We start from the raw sequence: 18,810 nt of genomic DNA, 5'->3' as shown, positions 1-18,810 counted from the left end.
GGGTGGCTGATCCACCGCTATCGCGAGCAGGCTCGCTCCTACAGGGTCCAAAGTGCCTTTGAGATCACCGACCATGACTGAGAATCAAAGATGACTGACAACCCGCATTTCCCGCTCTCTGCCGTGGTCGGCGCTGACGACCTGAAGCTCGCCCTTTGCCTCACCGCCATCGATCCAAAAATCGGCGGTGTACTGATCGAAGGCCCACGTGGCATGGCCAAATCGACCTTGGCCCGAGGCCTCGCGGACTTGCTCGCCAGCGGCCAATTCGTCACCTTGCCCCTAGGCGCGACCGAAGAGCGGCTGGTCGGCACCCTTGACCTCGACGCGGCCCTTAGCGAAGGCCGCGCGCAATTTTCTCCCGGTGTTCTGGCCAAGGCCGATGGCGGCGTGCTCTACGTGGATGAAGTCAATCTGCTGCCGGATCACCTCGTCGATCTGCTGCTCGACGTCGCTGCCAGCGGCACCAACGTCATCGAGCGCGACGGCATCTCCCATCGCCATTCGGCGAAGTTCGTACTGATTGGCACCATGAACCCGGAAGAGGGCGAATTGCGTCCGCAGTTGCTCGACCGCTTCGGCCTCAACGTCGCACTCGGCGGCCACACGGCACCGGCCGAGCGCAGCCGGATTATCCGCCGTCGACTGGATTTCGACAGCGACCCGCAGCATTTCTGCGCGGAGTGGGAAGGCGAACAGCAAGCGCTGCGCGAGCGCTGCCAACGTGCACGCACGGCGCTGGCAAGCATCCCGCTGGACGACGCCGCACTGGCGCGGATTACCGAGCGCTGTTTCGCGGCAGGTGTCGATGGCCTGCGCGCCGATCTGGTCTGGCTGCGCGCCGCCCGTGCTCACGCTGCCTGGCGGGGAGCGCAGGCGATTGCTGAAGAAGACATCGACGCCGTCGCTGAATTCGCCTTGCGCCATCGTCGGCGCGAACAGTCGCCGCCCGCGCCGCAACAAGGTCAGACACCTTCTGCGCCACCCTCGAATCCGCAAGAAGGCCAGGGCCAGTGGGGTGAGCTGCCCGCTCAGGCATTGCCCACCGGCGCCCGCCGTGAAGTCCCGAGCTGGCCAAAAAAGCCCTAGGCATTCGCCCTCGTTCAGAAGCGGGGGCGAATGCCAGACCCCGCGCCGGACACCTCGACCAAGGCAAACAGGGCCAGCGTCACATGGCACGCAGTGGCTCGATCAATTGGCCCGCAACCTTGCTCAACGGCCGCCCGCGTCAGCGCGCTGATGTGCAGTTCGAAATGCGCACGCGTTCGCCGCATGAACTGTGGCTGGTTATTGTCGATGCCTCGGCGTCGACCCGCCGGCATCACGCGTTAAGCGACGCCAAGGGTGTGCTCGCGCAATTGTTCGACGATGCCTATCGCCAGCCCGCTCGGCTGGCGCTGCTGACAGCCAGCGGCCACACGCCCACATGGCAGGTGCAAGGGCTGAAAGCCTCGGCGGGATTACGCCAGTGGCTGGATGATTTGGGAGCCGGCGGAGGCACCCCGTTGCTCGCGGCGCTGGATCAGGCGCAGCAATGGCTGAGCGTGCGCCGCAAGCGTTTACCGGCGGAGCAGCAGCGTTTGTTGTTGGTTACAGATGGCCGGGTAAAAGAATGGACGGGGTTGCCGACGCTGGACTGTCCGGGGCTGCTGGTTGATATCGAACGCGGGCCGATCAGGTTGGGGCGGGCGCGGCAGTTGGCGGTGGGGCTGGGCGCAGATTATTGCCATATCGATCAGCTCACGTCGGGCTGAACGCCGCGCCGGTCTTGAGCAAGCCCACTTCAGCACAGAGCGCAAAGCTCACCACGGGTTACTCTCGGCCCGCTCACTGATCGTTCCCACGCTCCGCGTGGTAATGCATCCGGCGACGCTCTGCGTCACGATTGTGCATGGCTGCAGTCCAGCGCTCACTCCGGAACGCGGAGCGAGGGAACAATCATCAATTTGGAATGCGGACAAACCCACGAGCCAGGCCGGCTATCAGGCCGCCTCGGCGGCTGTGGCGTTTAGCGCACCGTCGGAAGGCTGAGCGCAGGTTCTGCGCAGTGGGCAACCCGGCATGGATGCCGGGTTAGGCGCGCACGGCCAAGGATGGCCGATCGCGCCGGGCCCACGGAGCAGGACCGGAGCGAAGGCATGGCGAGCCTAGGCGAGCCACCGGACGTCAGGGGCAAGAGCCCTTGGTTACTTGGGGCTTTTCCAAGTGACTCGCCGTAAGGGCGAAACCAATAAAAGCCATCACCGCAGCAATGGATATGTACACCCGCAAAACCTGATAGCCCAAGACATCGCCATCGCCGGCAGGCCAGCTCCTACAGCCGATCGAGTACCCCCTCAAAAGTCCTGCAAAATCCGAGACCGCCATCGCGAGCAAGCTTTGCTCCCACAACATGTCGGTCCCTGGAATCGAGCAAGCTTTGCTCCCACGGCAGCCCCCTGAAGGTGGGAGCCAGCCTGCTGGCGATGGCGCCAGAGCAATCCGGGTGCGTCAGCGGAACAAATTGGTCCGCGCCAGCTCGATCACCTCATCACCACGCCCGCTCATCACCGCTTTGAGCATGTACAAACTGAACCCCTTGGCCTGCTCCAGCTTGATCGTCGGCGGCATGGCCAGTTCCTGCGTAGCCGTCACGACATCAACCAGCACCGGCCCGTCATGCGCAAGTGCACGGCGCAATGCCGCTTCCAGGTCCTCCGATTCTTCAACACGAATCCCCAGAACACCCATCGCATTAGCCATCGCCGCGAAATCCGGATTATGCAGATCGGTGCCCGTGTCGAGCATGCCGCTGGCTTTCATTTCCATGGCGACGAAGCCGAGCGAGGCGTTGTCGTAGATGATGATTTTCACCGGCAGCTTCAACTGCGCCAGCGAAATGAAATCCCCCATTAACATGCTGAAGCCGCCGTCGCCGGACATTGAAATCACCTGCCGGTCCGGGAACGCTGCTTGCGCACCGATCGCTTGCGGCATCGCGTTGGCCATCGAGCCGTGGTTGAACGAGCCCAGCAAGCGGCGTTTGCCATTCATCTTCAGATAGCGTGCGGCCCACACCGTCGGGGTACCGACGTCGGCAGTGAAAATCGCGTCGTCATCGGCCAGTTCGCTGAGCAGACGCGTGACGTACTGCGGATGAATCGGCCGACCGGGCGCGGAGGGCTGCGCCAGATCGTCCAGGCCTTTGCGCGCTTTTTCATAGTGCTTGAGCGACGACTCGAGGAAGCTCCAGTCAGCGCGATAGGGCAGGCGCGGCAGCAAGGCGGCGAGGGTTTCGCTGACGTCGGCGGCGATGCCCAGGTCCAGCGCGGTACGGCGACCAAGCGCCTGCGGGTCGTGGTCGATCTGAATGATGGTCGCGTCGGTGGGGTAGAACTGGCGATAGGGGAAATCGGTGCCGAGCATCACCAGCGTGTCGCAGTTGAGCATCGCGTGATAACCGGAGCTGAAACCGATCAACCCGGTCATGCCGACGTCGAACGGGTTGTCCCATTCCACATGTTCCTTGCCGCGCAATGCGTGCACAACCGGCGCGCCAAGGGCATCGGCCAACGCCACGACCTGGTCATGGGCGCCAGCGCAACCGGCCCCGCACATCAGCGTCACGGCATTGCTCTGGCTCAGCAGTTCGACCAGTCGATCGAGGTCTGTCGGCGCGGGCAGGGTGCGCGGTTTCGACAGCATCGGCCAAGGCTTGAGGTTGTCTTCGACTTCCTGCAGCGCTACGTCACCGGGGATCACCAGCACCGCCACGCCACGATTAAGGATCGCGCTGCGCATGGCGCGATGTAGCACCTGTGGCATCTGCGCCGGGCTGCTGACCAGCTCCACGAAGTGGCTGCATTCCTTGAACAATTCCTGCGGGTGGGTTTCCTGAAAATAATTCAGGCCGACTTCCGACGACGGAATCTGCGCAGCGATGGCCAGCACCGGTACATGGTTGCGGTGGCAGTCGAACAGCCCGTTGATCAAATGCAGATTGCCGGGCCCGCAGCTGCCGGCACACACCGCCAGCTCACCGGTCACGGCAGCGTCGGCACCGGCCGCGAACGCCGCGACTTCCTCGTGGCGCACGTGCATCCATTCGATGCTGTCCATGCTGCGCAGCGCTTCGGTGAGGCCGTTGAGGCTGTCACCGGTGAGCCCCCAGATGCGTTTGACGCCGGCCTGTTCCAGGGTGGTTGCCAATTGCTGGGCCAGGGTGATTTTCGCCATGCGGTGCTCCCGCTTAATGAGTGTCCTTGGTTACAAGGGACAGCGGCATGGCGTCCATGACTCCCGGCGATTTGATCGGGATCGGTTTGCGCATCAGCGTGCCGACCACCAGCGCGCCCACTAGAGACAGCAGACCCGCGACCCACAGCAACACGCTGAAACCACCGACGAAGGCCTGGCGGGCCAACGGTTCAATCAGCGTACGTGCCGCTTCAGGCAACAGGTTCATCGCCGCCGTCATGTCACCTGCGACCACCCGAGATGCAATCTCCTGCGCGTGATCAAGCCACTGCCCACCCTGCGCCAAGAGGCTGTCACGCAACAGTTGTTCGGTATGATGGGCCACCAATGCGCCGTAGACACCGATGCCCAAGACGATCGCACTGAAACGCATGGTGGTGCTCATGCCCGACGCCATGCCGGTGCGCTCGCGCGGCACGCAGGCCATGATGTTTTTTTGCGTGTCGCCATTGAGCAGGCCGGCACCGGCGCCCGTCACCGCAATCGCCAGTGCGAAAACCAGGTAACCGCCGCTGCTCACCGCCCAGGCGCTGAGCAGGTTGCCGCTGCCGACCAGCGTCAGGCCGGCCGCCATGATGGTCGCGGGCGCGAATCGACGCGCCAGACGCACGCCGATGCGCGGAAAAATCAGCATGGTAACGGCGAACGGCAGCATGCCCAGACCCGAGGCGATGGCAGAAAAGCCCAAGCCGTTCTGCAGATAAAAGGGCAGTAGCGTCATCATCACCTGAGCGCAGCCGGCATATAAAAACATGCCCAGCAGCGCGCCGATAAAGCGCGGATGCCTGAACAGTTGCAAGTCAACCATAGGCCGTCGCTGGACGCGTTCGATCACTACAAACAACCCCAGCAAAACAGCGCCGCCGATCAATCGGACATAGGTGACCGGATGGCTCCAGCCGATGCGGTTCGCCTCGATCAGGCCCCAGATCAGGCACAGCAAACTGGCGCTGAATGCCACGCTTCCCCATGGATCAAGCCGTGCCGATTGCGGATCACGGGATTCCGGCACAGCGCGCCAGACCATCGCCATCAAGAACAGGCCGACGGGCAGATTGAGATAGAAAATCCACCGCCAGCCGATGTATTCAGTGATCGCACCGCCAAGTGTTGGCGCCGCTGTCATCGCCACGCCCATGCAGGCGCCCCAGAACGCCCAGGCCTTGGCACGCTCGACTTCGTCATGAAAGGTGTGACCGATGGAGGCCAGCGCCGACGTCAGTAGCAGCGCCGCGCCCACGCCTTTGATCGCGCGGGCGATGTCGAGGAACAACGCGCTCGGTGCGGCGCCGCAGCCAATGGAAGCGAGGATGAAAATGCCGAGACCGCAGATCAGGGTTTTCTGCCGTCCGAAGCGATCGGCGATGCTCCCGGCGGGCAGCAGCAATGCCGCGAACGCCAGCATGTAGGCGCTGACCACCCATTCGATGTCCGCGAAACTGGCCCCCAGATCCCGGGCGATCGTCGGCAACGTCACGGCGACAATGTTGGTGTCGAGGACAATCAGCGAACACACTCCGGACGCGGTGAGCAGGGTCAGGCGCGGACTGACCCCGTTCATGAGGCGGTTGCCTTTTGGGCAATATCGGCAGGAACAAGGGGTTTGACGTGCATGGCCGCGGCTCTCTACTGTAGTGACAGATGAGCTTAGCCCGACCGCTGAGTCTTTTTATTAGCCAGGGACCGGCATTTCATTACCTTTGAGCTAATGCGCCAATGGACATTCGCCATTTCCGCTATTTCCTGGCCGTTGCCCGCCAAGGCAACTTCACCCGTGCTGCCGAGCAACTCGGCATCGCGCCACCGACGCTGACGCGGCAGATCCAGGACATGGAGAGCGAACTTGGCACGCGGCTGTTCGTGCGCCAGACCCGCGAAGTCAGCTTGACCGAGGCGGGCGCCGCACTGCTCGTCGAGGCCGAAGCCACTGTTCGCCAATTCGAAGCCGCGCAACGCAATGCCCAGCGTGCAGGCCGCGGCGACATTGGCCACATCGAATTGGGTTACGTGGCCTCGGCGGTTTACTCCGGGCTTCTGCAAAAGCAGGTGCAGGCCTTCAGCCGCGAGTGCCCGGATATCAGTCTGAACGTGCGCGAAAATCCCATGGTCAGTTTGCCGGCGCTGGTGCTGGAGGGACGCTTTGATATTGGTTACGTGCGCTCGCCCATGAACCTGCCAGACGGGCTCGACGCGATTCGCCTGGACGCGGAGGGGTTTGTCCTCGCGTTATCCGCAGAGTCGTGGTTGTGCCGCTTGCCGGACATCGGCCCCGAGCATTTGCAGGCTGAGATGTTCGTCCTCCCGGAGCAGATCAGCGGCACCTTGCAGGTGGCTGCCGAGGGTGGATTCGCGCCCAGGCTCGGTCCTCAACCGGGAGGGTTGGTAGCGGTGCTGGCGCTGGTTTCGCTGGGGCAGGGCGTGGCGGTGGTTCCCGAATCGGTGGTTGGGCATGTGGGGCTGCCGGGTGTGGTGTACCGGTCGATCAAGGGGTGTGAAGCGAGTTCATGGTTGTCGCTGGTGTATCGACGGTTTGAAAAGTCGGCGGCGGTGGTACGGTATGTCGAGCGGGTGCGGCAGGGTTCTTGAGGTTTTCGTCGGGTCAACGCGCGGAGCAACCTACTCGTGAACGGGCGTTGGACCCTGGTGCGGCAATCGCGATCAAGCTTCGCTTCTATAGTTTTGTATCAAGCGTGAATGGGTTTCTACAGATTTTGTAATGAATTCCCCCTGTAGGAAAAGTCGCTGCAGACTGTACTCTTCAAGGCCTTTTTCCTTTCTGGACTTGCATGAACACCCTCCTGGAGCCTCCCGGTTTCTCTTTATGCCTGCGCAAACGCGCTGCCTCGATGCACACGAAGCACCCGGTCTTTCGCCTTCTGAATCCTTCTGCCATTGCAATTCCACGGCCTCTGAGCCGCGCCTTGCCGTGCCCGGCATTCTGAATTTACTGAAGAGATCGAGACATTTTTATGGAATGGATTGCTGACCCCACCGCGTGGCTGGGCCTGTTGACGTTGATCGTGCTGGAGCTGGTGCTCGGCATTGATAACCTGGTGTTCATCGCAATTCTTGCTGACAAGCTGCCACCGGAGCAGCGTGACCGCGCGCGGCTGATTGGCCTGTCGCTGGCGCTGCTGATGCGCCTGGGCCTGCTGGCCAGTATTTCCTGGCTGGTGACGCTCACCCAGCCGTTGTTCGAGGTGTTCGACAAGAGCTTCTCCGGACGCGACCTGATCATGCTGTTCGGCGGTGTGTTCCTGCTGTTCAAGGCCACGATGGAGTTGCACGAGCGGCTCGAAGGCCACATCGGCGAGCGCTCGTCGAATACGGCCTACGCCATGTTCTGGCCAATCGTGGCGCAAATTGTCGTGCTCGACGCGGTGTTCTCGCTCGATGCAGTGATTACCGCTGTAGGCATGGTCGATGAACTGGCAATCATGATGATCGCGGTGATCATTTCCATTGGCTTGATGATCGTTGCCAGTAAGCCGCTGACCCGGTTCGTCAACGCCCACCCGACCGTAATCATGCTGTGTCTGGGCTTCCTGATGATGATCGGCTTCGCACTGACTGCCGAAGGCTTGGGCTTCCACATCCCGAAAGGCTATTTATACGCCGCCATCGGTTTCTCGATCCTGATCGAAATCTTCAACCAGATCGCCCGGGCGCGGCGCAAAAAGTCGGCGCAAGGCGTGCTTCCACTGCGCGAACGCACGGCCCATGCTGTTTTGCGTTTGCTCGGCGGGCGCAAAGTGGCCTCGGACGAAGTTGGCGAAGAAATTGCCGACCTGTTGGATAACGGCGAAACGCCCAGTGAAGAGCTGTTCGACCGTCGCGAGCGGGTGATGATCAGCGGTGTGCTGCAATTGGCCGAGCGACCGATCCGCACATTGATGACCGTGCGCGCCGACGTCGATCTTATCGACGTGGCCGACGATGCCGAAACCATTCGCACGCGACTGATGCACTCGTCCTACTCGCGGCTGCCGCTGATCCGCAATGGTGCCGTGGATGAACCGTTGGGCTTCGTGCACAAAAAGGAACTGTTGAAGGAATACCTGGCCGGCAACGAGCCAAGCCTGGAACACCTGGCGCGTCAGGCCATTAATCTGCTGGACAATTATTCGATCCTCAATGCCCTGGAGCAAATGCGCAAAGCCTCGACGCACATTGCCTTTGTGGTCAACGAGTTCGGCGATTTCGTGGGTGTGCTGACCATGACCGACATCCTTGAATCGATCGCCGGCGAATTGCCCGATGCCAGCGAGATCGAAGGCCCTGACGTTGTCGAAGACCAGGGCGGATTCATCGTCAGCGGCGCCTTGAACCTGATGCGCGTGCGCCAGCGAACCGGATTCGCGGCGGAACCTACCGAGGATTACCAAACCCTTGCGGGGTTGGTGGTGAGCCTGCTGGACCGGTTGCCGATGATCGGTGACAGCCCGGAGTGGGAAGGCTGGCGGCTGACCGTGGTGGCGGTGGAGGAGCGGCGGGTGACGCGGGTGTTGCTGGCGCGGATCGGCGAGTAATCGCGTCGCTGCATAAGACTTGCCCGCGATGCAGGCGCCGCGGTGTATCAGCGAGACCGTGTTGATGCTATCGCGGGCAAGCCGCGCTCCCACAGGAAATGCGCACCAAATGTGAACCTGCTACCCGCGCTCCGTGGCCATCGGTAGCGCCTCCAGATTTCCATTGCCGTAAGACTAAAACGGCAATTTCCCCCATCCCTCTGATTCAAAACACATTTCAAAATCTCCTGCAGGACGTCCACATCCTGTGGCACACTTTCTGCTGTCTATTCCGCTGTTACACACCAACGTCCGGTATATCGGAATATACATCACCCTGGAGTGCTTGCCATGCATCGCCGTCCTTCTTTGTTAAAAGCGTGTGTACTTGTGTTCGCGGCCACTGCGGCTGCTGTGGGTGTCGCGCAAGCGGCAGACAGCAAGCTCGACAGCGTTCTGGCCCGCGGAAAATTGATCGTGGGCACGGGCAGCACCAATGCGCCGTGGCACTTCCAGGGAGCGGATGGCAAGTTGCAGGGCTTCGATATCGATATCGGGCGCATCGTTGCGAAGGGGTTGTTCAACGACCCGGAAAAAGTCGAATTCGTGGTGCAGTCGTCCGATGCGCGGATTCCCAACCTGCTGACCGACAAGGTCGATATGAGCTGCCAGTTCATCACCGTCACCGCCAGCCGCGCGCAGCAGGTGGCGTTCACGCTGCCGTACTACCGCGAAGGCGTCGGCCTGCTGCTGCCGGCCAACAGCAAATACAAGGAAATCGAAGACCTCAAGGCCGGCGATGACAGCGTAACCGTGGCGGTGCTGCAAAACGTGTACGCCGAAGAACTGGTGCACCAGGCGCTGCCCAAGGCAAAGGTCGATCAGTACGACAGCGTCGACCTGATGTATCAGGCGGTGAACTCAGGGCGCGCGGATGCGGCGGCGACGGATCAGTCGTCAGTGAAATACCTGATGGTGCAGAACCCGGGTCGTTATCGCAGCCCGGCTTTTGCCTGGAGCCCGCAAACCTATGCGTGCGCGGTCAAACGTGGCGATCAGGACTGGCTGAACTTCGTCAACACTGCACTGCATGAAGCCATGACCGGCGTTGAATTCCCGACTTACTCGGCGTCCTTCAAACAATGGTTTGGCGTCGATCTGCCGACCCCCGCCATTGGTTTCCCTGCCGAATTCAAATGATCCCGTGAGGGCAGGGCGCGGCTGACGCGCCCTGTTCAAGGTACTGCTGACCATGAACTATCAGTTGAATTTTGCCGCCGTGTGGCGCGATTTCGACACGTTGCTGGTGGGGCTCGGTCTGGGCTTGCAACTGGCACTGGTGTCGATCGCCATCGGCTGCGTGATCGGCCTGCTGATGGCGTTTGCCTTGTTGTCGAAGCATCGCGCGTTACGGGTGCTGGCGTCGGTGTATGTCACGGTGGTGCGCAACACGCCGATTCTGGTGTTGATTCTGTTGATCTACTTCGCGCTGCCGAGCCTTGGCATTCGTCTGGACAAGATTCCCTCTTTCATCATCACCCTGTCGCTGTACGCCGGTGCTTACCTGACCGAAGTGTTCCGCGGCGGTTTGCTGAGCATTCCAAAGGGTCAGCGTGAAGCCGGCCTGGCAATCGGGCTCGGCGAGTGGCAGGTCAAGGCGTACGTCACCGTGCCGGTGATGCTGCGCAACGTGCTGCCGGCGCTGTCGAACAACTTTATTTCGCTGTTCAAGGACACCTCGCTGGCCGCGGCGATTGCCGTGCCGGAGCTGACTTATTACGCGCGCAAGATCAACGTCGAAAGCTACCGGGTGATTGAAACCTGGATGGTCACGACCGCGCTCTATGTAGCGGCCTGTTACCTCATTGCCATGATGCTGCGTTACCTCGAGCGGCGTCTGGCGATCCGCCGATAGGAGGCCCCATGTACGAATCCCCCAGTTGGTTGCATGAATTATGGGTGGCGCGGGAAGTCCTGTTGCAAGGCTTTCTGACCAGCGTGCAAGTCTCGGCGCTGGCAATTTTGTTCGGCACGATGCTCGGCATCGTCACCGGGCTGGTGCTGACCTACGGCAGGTTCTGGATGCGTGCGCCGTTCCGCTTTTACGTTGACGTCATTCGCGGCACGCCAGTGTTCGTGCTGGTGCTGGCCTGCTTTTACATGGCGCCGGCACTGGGTTGGCAGATCAGCGCGTTCCAGGCCGGAGCACTGGGCCTGACGCTGTTTTGCGGCTCGCACGTTGCCGAAATTGTGCGCGGTGCGCTGCAAGCCTTACCCAGTGGCCAGATGGAGGCGGGCAAGGCGATTGGCCTGACGTTTTATCAATCCCTTGGCTACGTGTTGTTACCCCAGGCACTGCGGCAGATTCTGCCGACCTGGGTCAATTCCTCGACCGAGATCGTCAAGGCCTCGACGCTGTTGTCGGTGATCGGCGTGGCGGAATTGCTGCTGAGTACGCAGCAGATCATCGCGCGCACCTTCATGACGCTGGAGTTTTACCTGTTCGCCGGATTTCTGTTTTTCGTCATCAACTACGCCATCGAATTACTCGGCCGGCACATTGAAAAGCGGGTGGCCTTGCCATGACTCAACCTACCACTATCGCCAGCGCTCAGCCCCTGCTGGACATTCGCGGGCTGCACAAAAAATACGGTCAGCTCGAAGTGCTCAAGGGCGTCGACCTGACCATGCAGCGCGGCAATGTCGTCACACTGATCGGCTCCAGCGGCTCGGGCAAGACCACGTTGCTGCGCTGCGTCAACATGCTCGAAGAATTCCAGGGCGGACAAATCCTGCTGGACGGCGAGTCGATCGGCTATGACGAGGTCGGCGGCAAACGTGTGCGGCATGCGGAAAAAGTCATCGCCCGGCATCGCGCGATGACCGGTATGGCGTTCCAGCAATTCAACCTGTTCCCGCACCTCAGCGCGCTGCAGAACGTCACCCTCGGCTTGCTCAAGGTGAAAAAGATGCACAAGGACGAGGCGGTTGCGCTGGCCGAAAAATGGCTGGAGCGCGTCGGTTTGCTTGAGCGCCGCGATCACTTTCCCGGGCAGTTGTCCGGTGGCCAGCAGCAACGCGTGGCGATTGCCCGGGCGATTGCGATGAACCCCAGTTTGATGCTGTTCGACGAAGTCACCTCGGCGCTGGATCCGGAGTTGGTGGCAGAAGTGTTGAACGTGATCAAAGGCCTGGCAGATGAAGGCATGACCATGCTGCTGGTGACCCACGAAATGCGCTTCGCTTTCGAAGTCTCGGACAAGATCGTGTTCATGAATCAGGGCCGGATCGAGGAACAGGGACCGCCCAAGGAATTGTTCGAACGCCCGCAGTCACCGCGTCTGGCCGAGTTTCTGAAGAACACGCGGTTCTGATTTTTCACAGAATTCATTTTTACATCAGGAGAAACACTCATGAGCATTACTCGTTACGGCACTGGCAGCACCGCCGCTGGCGGTCAGCCTCGCCCTTTCGCCCGAGCCGTTGAAGCCGATGGCTGGCTGCACGTTTCGGGACAGGTGCCGGCGGTCGACGGAGAGATCATTACGGGTGGCATCGTCGAGCAGACCCACCAGACCATGCAGAACCTGATCGCGATTCTCGAAGAGGCCGGTTATGGCTTGGAGGACGTGGTGCGTGCGGGCGTGTGGCTGGAGGACCCGCGGGATTTCACCAGTTTCAACAAGGTATTTTCCGAGTACTTCAAAAGTGAGCACGCACCGGCGCGTGCGTGTGTGCAGGCGAGCATGATGGTGGATTGCAAGGTCGAGATCGATTGCATTGCGTACAAGAAAAAGGCCTGAACCCTGCGGTGGATTCTTCGCGAGCAGGCTCGCTCCCACAAGGCAACGCATTCCTGTGTGGGAGTGAGCCTGCTCGCGATGGCGGCCTAACTGTCGACGACGCACTCTGGTTAAACTCCCGGCACTTTGTATGGGAATCACTGACATGACCGAAGACACCATCAAACGCCGGGCCCGGGGCCTGGATCGGGCGTTCGATATTCTCGATTTTCTCAAGGAAATCGGCCAGCCGCTGCGCCCGAATGAAATCGCCAGCGGCATCGGCAGCCCCAAATCCACGGTCTACGAATTGGTCGCCTCGCTGCTGGAACGCCGTATTCTGGAACCCGTCGGCAAGGACGGTCACGTCTACCTCGGCCGGCAGCTGTACTTCCTCGGCCAGGCGCACTTGCGCCATTTCGACCTGACCCGCGAAGCCGATCACGCGTTGCAGGAGATCGTCAGCCAAACCCGTGAAACGGCGCAGATGTGCCTGCTTAACGGACGCAAATACACCGTGGCGTTGATGAAGGAGGGCGAGCGGCACTTTCGCATTTCTTCGGACATCGGTGAAAACGCGCCAATCCCGTGGACGGCTTCCGGACGATTGCTGCTCGCGCACTTGAGCGACCAGGCCATCGCTGACCTGATCGACCCCGACGACTTCATTTTGCCCGATGGCGAGCGTCTGCCGCTGGAGCAGTTTCTGGCGGAGATCCGTCAGGCGCACATTGACGGTTTTTTCTCCTTCGACAGCGTCGCCGACACCTTCACGCATTGCTTCGCCGCCCCGGTCAAAGACCCGAGCGGCGTGGCCATCGCGACCCTGTGCATTGTCGCCCCGCGCGCCGATGCGAAGAAAAACCACAACGACTATCGCCGGGTGCTGATCGACAGCGCCAACAGCCTGGCGCGTCGCATCAACGAATAACAGCGGCTGCTCACGGCCGCGTACATGAGGAATTTGAACATGTCTTCTGTCCACTCTTCAGCCGCCGTGGAGAAAGGCGCTGCACACACCGGCGCCAACCTGGTGCGCGACGTCAGCCTGCCCGCGCTGGTGCTGCACCGCGAGGCGCTGGAGCACAACATTCGCTGGATGCAGGCCTTCGTCAGCAACAGCGGCGCGCAACTGGCGCCCCATGGCAAAACCAGCATGACCCCGGCGCTGTTTCGCCGGCAACTGGACGCGGGCGCCTGGGGCATCACCCTCGCCAGCGCCACGCAAACCCGTGCGGCCTATGCCCACGGCGTTCGCCGGGTGTTGATGGCCAACCAATTGGTCGGCACGCCGAACATGGCGCTGATTGCCGACCTGCTGGCGGACCCGGCATTCGAATTTCACTGCATGGTCGATCACCCGGACAACGTTGCGGACTTGGGCGCGTATTTCGGCTCGCGCGGTGTGCGCCTCAACGTGATGATCGAATACGGCGTGGTCGGTGGTCGTTGCGGCTGCCGCACCGAAGATCAAGTGGTCGCTCTGGCTAAAGCCATCAATGCGCAACCGGCCCTGGCGCTGACTGGCATCGAAGGTTATGAAGGGGTGATCCACGGCGATCAAGCGGAAACCGGCATCCGCGCATTTGCAGCGTCCCTGGTGCGTCTCGCCGTGCAGTTGCAGGACAGCGGCGCCTTCGCCATTCCCAAGCCGATCGTCACTGCCTCGGGATCAGCCTGGTATGACCTGATCGCGGAATCTTTCGAAGCGCAGAATGCCGGCGGGCGTTTCCTCAGCGTGCTGCGCCCGGGCAGTTACGTGGCGCACGATCATGGCATTTACAAGGAAGCGCAATGCTGCGTGCTCGACCGGCGCAGCGATCTGCACGAAGGCCTGCGTCCGGCGCTGGAAGTATGGGCGCACGTGCAGTCGCTGCCGGAACCGGGGTTAGCGGTGATCGCACTGGGCAAGCGCGATGTCGCGTATGACGCCGGTTTGCCGGTACCATTGCTGCGTTACAAAGCGGACGCGATTCCGGCAACGGGCGACGATGTCAGCGCCTGCAAAGTGACGGCGGTCATGGACCAGCATGCGTTCATGAGCGTGGCGCCGGGCGTTGACTTGCGCGTCGGGGATATCATTTCTTTCGGCACTTCCCATCCGTGCCTGACCTTTGACAAGTGGCGGGTCGGCTGTCTGGTGGATGAGCAGTTGAACGTCATCGAGACCATGGAAACCTGTTTTTAAGGTTTTGGACCGAGGTGCGGCCTTCGCGAGCAAGCTCGCTCCCACACTGGAATGCGTTTCCTGTGGGAGCGAGCCTGCTCGCGATGAGGGCCATCCAGACAACATCGCTACGGCAGAGACCTTATTCCAATGAATACCCGAACCTCCCCGCGCATCGCCCTGATCGGCGAATGCATGATCGAGCTCCAGCAACGCGCCGACGGCACGCTGCAACAAAGCTTCGGCGGTGACACTTTGAACACGGCGGTCTATCTCTCCCGCGAACTGGGCAGCGAGGGTTCGGTGGATTACGTCACTGCGCTGGGCGATGACAGCTTCAGCGATGCCATGTGTCGCAGTTGGGCGCAGGAGAACGTCGGCCTTTCGATGGTCCAGCGCTTGCCGGGTCGCCTGCCGGGTTTGTATTGCATCCAGACCGACGCAGCTGGCGAGCGACGGTTTCTCTACTGGCGCAACGAAGCCGCCGTGCGCGAATGTTTCACCACCGCGGCCGCCGCACCGATTCTGGCGGCATTGCCAACGTACGACGTGCTTTATTTCAGCGGCATAACCTTGGCAGTGCTGGGCGCGCAGGGGCGCGAAAAGTTGCTGGAAACCCTGATCGAAGCGCGCATGCGGGGTGCACGAGTCGTCTTCGACAACAACTATCGACCACGCCTGTGGGCGACAGTCGAAGATGCGCGGGCCGCCTACCGCAGCGTTCTGCCCCACTTAGATCTGGCGCTGCTGACCGTCGAAGACGAACAGGCACTGTTTCACTTTTCCGATTGCGACGCGGTGTTCGCGGCGTATGAGCAAATTGGTACGTCGGAGGTAGTGCTTAAGCGCGGCGCGGAGGCGTGTTTGATTCGGTGTGAAGGCGAGGTGTTTGAAGTGCCCGCGCAGAAGGTCGAGCGGGTAGTGGATACGACAGCGGCGGGGGATTCGTTCAGTGCAGCATACCTGGCCTGTCGGCTGAAAGGTGGCGATCCGGAGGAAGCAGCTGAAGCGGGGCATCGTTTGGCGAGTCGGGTTATTCAGGTGCCGGGGGCGTTGATTCCGCGGTGATGGAATGGCCGCCTGCTGCGCAGTCGATTCGCGAGCAGGCTCGCTCCTACAGTGGACTGTGTGCAGCATTCTTCAATCCCGATAAAACACCTGCACCAAGTGATAGCCAAACTTGCTCTTCACCGGCCCATGCACCACCCGCAGCGGCTTCTTGAAAATCACCGCATCAATCACCCCGACCATCTGCCCCGGCCGCACTTCACCAAGGTCGCCGCCACGTTTGCCCGACGGGCAGGTGGAATATTTCTTGGCCAACACATCGAAGGCTTCACCCTTGGCGATGCGTTGTTTCAGTTGCTCGGCTTCTTCCGAGGTCTTCACCAAGATGTGGCGGGCTTGAGCTTTCATCAGGACGATACCTTGCAACGGTGGTGACAGCGGGGCGCGCGATTATGCCTCAAGTCACTCGGAATGGTTGATCATCGTGCGAATCTTGTTGGCCAGCACATCGATTGAAAACGGCTTGGCGACCATGTCCATGCCGTCCTCGAGAAACCCTTGGCGCTCCGCAGCTTTTTCTGCATAACCGGTCATGAACAGCACCTTGAGTTGCGGCCGGTGCTGACGGGCAATTTCCGCCAGCTGGCGACCGTTCATGCCAGGCAGGCCGACATCGGTGACCAGCAGATCCACACGCAGGTCTGAATCGAGCAAGGGCAGGGCAGACTGGGCATCCTTGGCTTCATGAGCGTGATAGCCCAGTTCGTTAAGGAGATTGAGCACCAGCATCCGCACCGCCGGATCATCTTCGACCAGCATCACCGTCTCCCCGGCAAAGGCCGCCGGCGCCTCGGTTGTGGGCGGTGACAGCGGCTGTTCGATCTCCGACGACAGCAACCTCGGCAAGTACAAACGTACGCACGTGCCTTGGCCCGGCACGCTGTCAATGTCGACGTGACCACCGGATTGCTGGGCGAAGCCATAGATCATCGACAGCCCCATCCCCGTGCCCTGACCGATAGGTTTGGTAGTGAAAAAAGGGTCGAAGACCTTGGCCAGCACCGAAGGCGTCATGCCCGTGCCATTGTCGCTCACGGCAATCATCAGATAATCGCCAGGTTTGGCCGTCTCCACCGTCGGCACGGCACTGCCGTTCAGGTGCACATTGGCAGTAGCGATCAGCAGTCGGCCACCATCGGGCATCGCATCACGAGCATTGATCACCAGGTTGAGCAAGGCATTTTCCAACTGGCTGACGTCAGTGTTGACGGCCCAGATGTCGGCGCCGAGTTGCAGTTGCAGCTCGATGTGATCGCCCTTGGTGCGGCTGAGCAAATCTTCCAGCGAGTGGATCAGCTCGTTGACGTCAAGAGGTTTGCGATCCAGCGACTGGCGCCGCGAGAACGCCAGCAGACGATGGGTGAGGGCGGCGGCACGGTTGGCCGATGACACTGCTGCCTCGGTGAACCGGCCGATTTCCGCTGCGCGGCCGTCGGCAATGTAGCGCTGCACCAGGTCGAGACTGCCGATGATGCCGGTGAGCATATTGTTGAAATCGTGAGCGATGCCGCCGGTCAACTGACCAACCGCTTCCATTTTTTGCGCATGGCGGAGCGCGTCTTCCGCGCGCTCACGCTCGAACATCTCACTGAGCAGGTTTTCGTTGGCTTCGGCCAGCTGACGGGTGCGGGCTGCGACGCGTTCTTCCAGCGTTTCATTGAGATTGCGCATGGCTTCTTCGGTCTTTGTACGCTCGGTTTCATCGATCACAAAAATGTAGAAACCGTTCACCGCACCATCCGCGCCGTGGCGAGGCAAATAATTCATCAAGGCCTGCCGCACGCTGCCATCACGATGAGGGGTGCTGATGCTGAAGCGACAGGTATTGCCGGCAAGCGCCTGGGCGATGTATCCGGCGCGCAACGCGTATGCTTCTGGCCCCAGGACTTCGAGAACCGTCTTGCCATAGAGTTCTTGCGGCGTCAGCCCGTACCAGTCCAGGTACGCGGCGTTGTTCAGGCGGAAGCGTTCATCGCGGTCGACATAACTGATCAGGATCGGCATCGCGTTGATGATCAACTGCAACTCGGTCTGACTCTGCCGCAAGGCCTGCTCGGTGTGCTTGCGCTCGGTCAGGTCCAGCGCGGCGCCGAGGAAACGGATCGGCCGGCCATGGTGGTCCTTGTAGCAACGCCCTCGGGCAAACACCCAGCGGACCTGGCCATCGGCTTGTAACAGGCGATATTCCTCGGCGTATTCGGTGCCGTGGGTGATGCAATGCTTGATGCTGCGCGTGACCATCGAACGGTCTTCCGGGTGCACCGCCTCGAGGTAATCGCTGATCGGCAACTGGCCGGCGCGCTGCGGGTCGACGCCGTGCAACTGGGCGAAGTGCGCGTCGGCGATGAAGCGGTCCTCGCTGATGTCCCAATCCCAGGTGCCGACCGCGTCGGTGGCGGCCAGCGCCAGTTGCAGGCGCTCCTCGGTTTCGCGTTGCGCTTTGAGGCTGGCGGCGGAGCGCTGCTCGAGCTCCAGGGCAATGCGCCGGCGCTCGTTGGTTTCAATGGCCGTGACCAGGATCCCGGCGACTTGCGTACTCTCATCACAGATCGGGCTGTAGGTGAGGTCCAGCCAGAAATCGGAATTACCTTCGTTGCGCTGCAGATTAAAGCGCTGTTCGCTGTAGGTGCGCACCTGGCCCTGGAGAACAGCGCGGTAAATCGGCGCGGTGAAATCTTCGAGTTCAGGCCAAACCTGGTGTGTCGGCTGTCCGAAAGCGGCAGGATGCTTGTTGCCCGCCAGCAGCGCGAAGCCGTCGTTGTAGATTTGCGTGAGCTGTGGCCCCCAGAGGAGCAGCATCGGCATCGGTGAGTGGATTACGATGTCCACCGCGGTTCGCAGGCTTTGCGGCCAGGTGCTGGCGGCACCGAGTGGCGTGGCTGCCCAGTCGAGTCTGGCAATCAAGGCCTGGGCATCGCTGCCGATAGGTGATGCGTTCATCAAGATTTCCTGCACGTCTGTCGTGTGGCGGCGTCTACTATCCTATGTTGGTAGACGCGGGACGAATTTTTTCGGTCATTTTTTATTCATTGAATGTTGCGGATGCCTT

Annotated in this window: 16 protein-coding genes; 12 read left to right on the top strand and 4 right to left on the bottom strand. The window is 61.1% G+C overall.

The features are described from left to right. Positions 1 to 90: 90 nt before the first annotated feature. Together ACYZTS_RS20755 and ACYZTS_RS20750 are read left to right on the top strand one after the other, a co-directional pair. Positions 91 to 1,089 (top strand): ATP-binding protein, encoded by a 999-nt coding sequence (locus ACYZTS_RS20755; RefSeq protein ID WP_461991743.1) that lies wholly within the window; start codon positions 91 to 93, stop codon positions 1,087 to 1,089. Between the two features lie 83 nt (positions 1,090 to 1,172). Then, the gene (locus tag ACYZTS_RS20750) at positions 1,173 to 1,754 is read left to right on the top strand and encodes a vWA domain-containing protein (RefSeq protein ID WP_461991741.1); all 582 of its coding nucleotides are present in this window, start codon (positions 1,173 to 1,175) and stop codon (positions 1,752 to 1,754) included. A 736-nt stretch (positions 1,755 to 2,490) separates the two neighbouring features. On the opposite strand, the gene poxB is transcribed toward ACYZTS_RS20750, so the two are convergent. Beyond that, positions 2,491 to 4,215, bottom strand: coding sequence for a ubiquinone-dependent pyruvate dehydrogenase (gene poxB / locus ACYZTS_RS20745; RefSeq protein WP_461991739.1), 1,725 nt, complete (start codon positions 4,213 to 4,215; stop codon positions 2,491 to 2,493). A gap of 13 nt (positions 4,216 to 4,228) precedes the next feature. Then, positions 4,229 to 5,797: an MFS transporter gene (locus ACYZTS_RS20740; RefSeq protein WP_461991737.1), complete on the bottom strand. Its 1,569-nt coding sequence runs from the start codon at positions 5,795 to 5,797 to the stop codon at positions 4,229 to 4,231. A gap of 155 nt (positions 5,798 to 5,952) precedes the next feature. Between ACYZTS_RS20740 and ACYZTS_RS20735 the strand changes: the two genes are divergently transcribed. The 10 genes from ACYZTS_RS20735 to ACYZTS_RS20690 all read left to right on the top strand — a co-directional run bounded on the left by ACYZTS_RS20735 (position 5,953) and on the right by ACYZTS_RS20690 (position 15,761). Further along, entirely contained in the window at positions 5,953 to 6,822 is an 870-nt protein-coding gene (locus ACYZTS_RS20735) for a LysR family transcriptional regulator (RefSeq protein WP_461991735.1), read from the top strand. Between the two features lie 383 nt (positions 6,823 to 7,205). Then, on the top strand, positions 7,206 to 8,765 hold the full coding sequence (locus ACYZTS_RS20730) for a TerC family protein (protein WP_461991733.1): 1,560 nt from the start codon (positions 7,206 to 7,208) through the stop codon (positions 8,763 to 8,765). 330 nt (positions 8,766 to 9,095) lie between these two features. Beyond that, positions 9,096 to 9,944: a transporter substrate-binding domain-containing protein gene (locus ACYZTS_RS20725; RefSeq protein ID WP_028622742.1), complete on the top strand. Its 849-nt coding sequence runs from the start codon at positions 9,096 to 9,098 to the stop codon at positions 9,942 to 9,944. A gap of 52 nt (positions 9,945 to 9,996) precedes the next feature. Next, a complete protein-coding gene (locus tag ACYZTS_RS20720; RefSeq protein ID WP_461991732.1) occupies positions 9,997 to 10,659 on the top strand; it encodes an amino acid ABC transporter permease in 663 nt (220 codons plus the stop codon). 8 nt (positions 10,660 to 10,667) lie between these two features. Next, positions 10,668 to 11,330 (top strand): amino acid ABC transporter permease, encoded by a 663-nt coding sequence (locus ACYZTS_RS20715; protein WP_461991730.1) that lies wholly within the window; start codon positions 10,668 to 10,670, stop codon positions 11,328 to 11,330. After that, entirely contained in the window at positions 11,327 to 12,118 is a 792-nt protein-coding gene (locus ACYZTS_RS20710; RefSeq protein WP_028622745.1) for an amino acid ABC transporter ATP-binding protein, read from the top strand. The genes ACYZTS_RS20715 and ACYZTS_RS20710 overlap by 4 nt, the downstream gene beginning before the upstream one ends. 39 nt (positions 12,119 to 12,157) lie before the next feature. After that, positions 12,158 to 12,547, top strand: coding sequence for a RidA family protein (locus ACYZTS_RS20705; RefSeq protein ID WP_461991728.1), 390 nt, complete (start codon positions 12,158 to 12,160; stop codon positions 12,545 to 12,547). A 145-nt stretch (positions 12,548 to 12,692) separates the two neighbouring features. Continuing rightward, the gene (locus ACYZTS_RS20700) at positions 12,693 to 13,457 is read left to right on the top strand and encodes an IclR family transcriptional regulator (RefSeq protein ID WP_461991726.1); all 765 of its coding nucleotides are present in this window, start codon (positions 12,693 to 12,695) and stop codon (positions 13,455 to 13,457) included. Positions 13,458 to 13,496: 39 nt separating this feature from the next. Next, positions 13,497 to 14,714 carry an amino acid deaminase gene (locus ACYZTS_RS20695; RefSeq protein WP_461991724.1) on the top strand — a complete coding sequence of 406 codons (1,218 nt, stop codon included), beginning with the start codon at positions 13,497 to 13,499 and terminating at the stop codon, positions 14,712 to 14,714. Between the two features lie 129 nt (positions 14,715 to 14,843). Continuing rightward, complete coding sequence (locus tag ACYZTS_RS20690) at positions 14,844 to 15,761, top strand: sugar kinase (protein ID WP_461991722.1); 918 nt, start codon at positions 14,844 to 14,846, stop codon at positions 15,759 to 15,761. A 72-nt stretch (positions 15,762 to 15,833) separates the two neighbouring features. Here ACYZTS_RS20690 and ACYZTS_RS20685 read toward each other — a convergent pair whose 3' ends face one another. Both ACYZTS_RS20685 and ACYZTS_RS20680 read right to left on the bottom strand, forming a co-directional pair. Then, on the bottom strand, positions 15,834 to 16,109 hold the full coding sequence (locus ACYZTS_RS20685; protein ID WP_028622750.1) for a peptidylprolyl isomerase: 276 nt from the start codon (positions 16,107 to 16,109) through the stop codon (positions 15,834 to 15,836). Between the two features lie 54 nt (positions 16,110 to 16,163). Continuing rightward, a complete protein-coding gene (locus ACYZTS_RS20680) occupies positions 16,164 to 18,701 on the bottom strand; it encodes a PAS domain-containing hybrid sensor histidine kinase/response regulator (RefSeq protein WP_461991720.1) in 2,538 nt (845 codons plus the stop codon). Positions 18,702 to 18,810 lie beyond the last annotated feature (109 nt).

Source organism: Pseudomonas sp. TMB3-21, assembly GCF_054898145.1.
The sequence above is the reverse complement of the archived record's forward strand: the minus strand, read 5'-3'. Positions and strand labels throughout refer to the sequence as shown.

Coding starts and splice junctions, on each gene's coding strand:
- ACYZTS_RS20755 (WP_461991743.1), top strand. CDS start 91: ATGACTGACAACCCGCATTTCCCGCTCTCTGCCGTGGTCGGCGCTGAC.
- ACYZTS_RS20750 (WP_461991741.1), top strand. CDS start 1,173: ATGGCACGCAGTGGCTCGATCAATTGGCCCGCAACCTTGCTCAACGGC.
- poxB (WP_461991739.1), bottom strand. CDS start 4,215: ATGGCGAAAATCACCCTGGCCCAGCAATTGGCAACCACCCTGGAACAG.
- ACYZTS_RS20740 (WP_461991737.1), bottom strand. CDS start 5,797: ATGAACGGGGTCAGTCCGCGCCTGACCCTGCTCACCGCGTCCGGAGTG.
- ACYZTS_RS20735 (WP_461991735.1), top strand. CDS start 5,953: ATGGACATTCGCCATTTCCGCTATTTCCTGGCCGTTGCCCGCCAAGGC.
- ACYZTS_RS20730 (WP_461991733.1), top strand. CDS start 7,206: ATGGAATGGATTGCTGACCCCACCGCGTGGCTGGGCCTGTTGACGTTG.
- ACYZTS_RS20725 (WP_028622742.1), top strand. CDS start 9,096: ATGCATCGCCGTCCTTCTTTGTTAAAAGCGTGTGTACTTGTGTTCGCG.
- ACYZTS_RS20720 (WP_461991732.1), top strand. CDS start 9,997: ATGAACTATCAGTTGAATTTTGCCGCCGTGTGGCGCGATTTCGACACG.
- ACYZTS_RS20715 (WP_461991730.1), top strand. CDS start 10,668: ATGTACGAATCCCCCAGTTGGTTGCATGAATTATGGGTGGCGCGGGAA.
- ACYZTS_RS20710 (WP_028622745.1), top strand. CDS start 11,327: ATGACTCAACCTACCACTATCGCCAGCGCTCAGCCCCTGCTGGACATT.
- ACYZTS_RS20705 (WP_461991728.1), top strand. CDS start 12,158: ATGAGCATTACTCGTTACGGCACTGGCAGCACCGCCGCTGGCGGTCAG.
- ACYZTS_RS20700 (WP_461991726.1), top strand. CDS start 12,693: ATGACCGAAGACACCATCAAACGCCGGGCCCGGGGCCTGGATCGGGCG.
- ACYZTS_RS20695 (WP_461991724.1), top strand. CDS start 13,497: ATGTCTTCTGTCCACTCTTCAGCCGCCGTGGAGAAAGGCGCTGCACAC.
- ACYZTS_RS20690 (WP_461991722.1), top strand. CDS start 14,844: ATGAATACCCGAACCTCCCCGCGCATCGCCCTGATCGGCGAATGCATG.
- ACYZTS_RS20685 (WP_028622750.1), bottom strand. CDS start 16,109: ATGAAAGCTCAAGCCCGCCACATCTTGGTGAAGACCTCGGAAGAAGCC.
- ACYZTS_RS20680 (WP_461991720.1), bottom strand. CDS start 18,701: ATGAACGCATCACCTATCGGCAGCGATGCCCAGGCCTTGATTGCCAGA.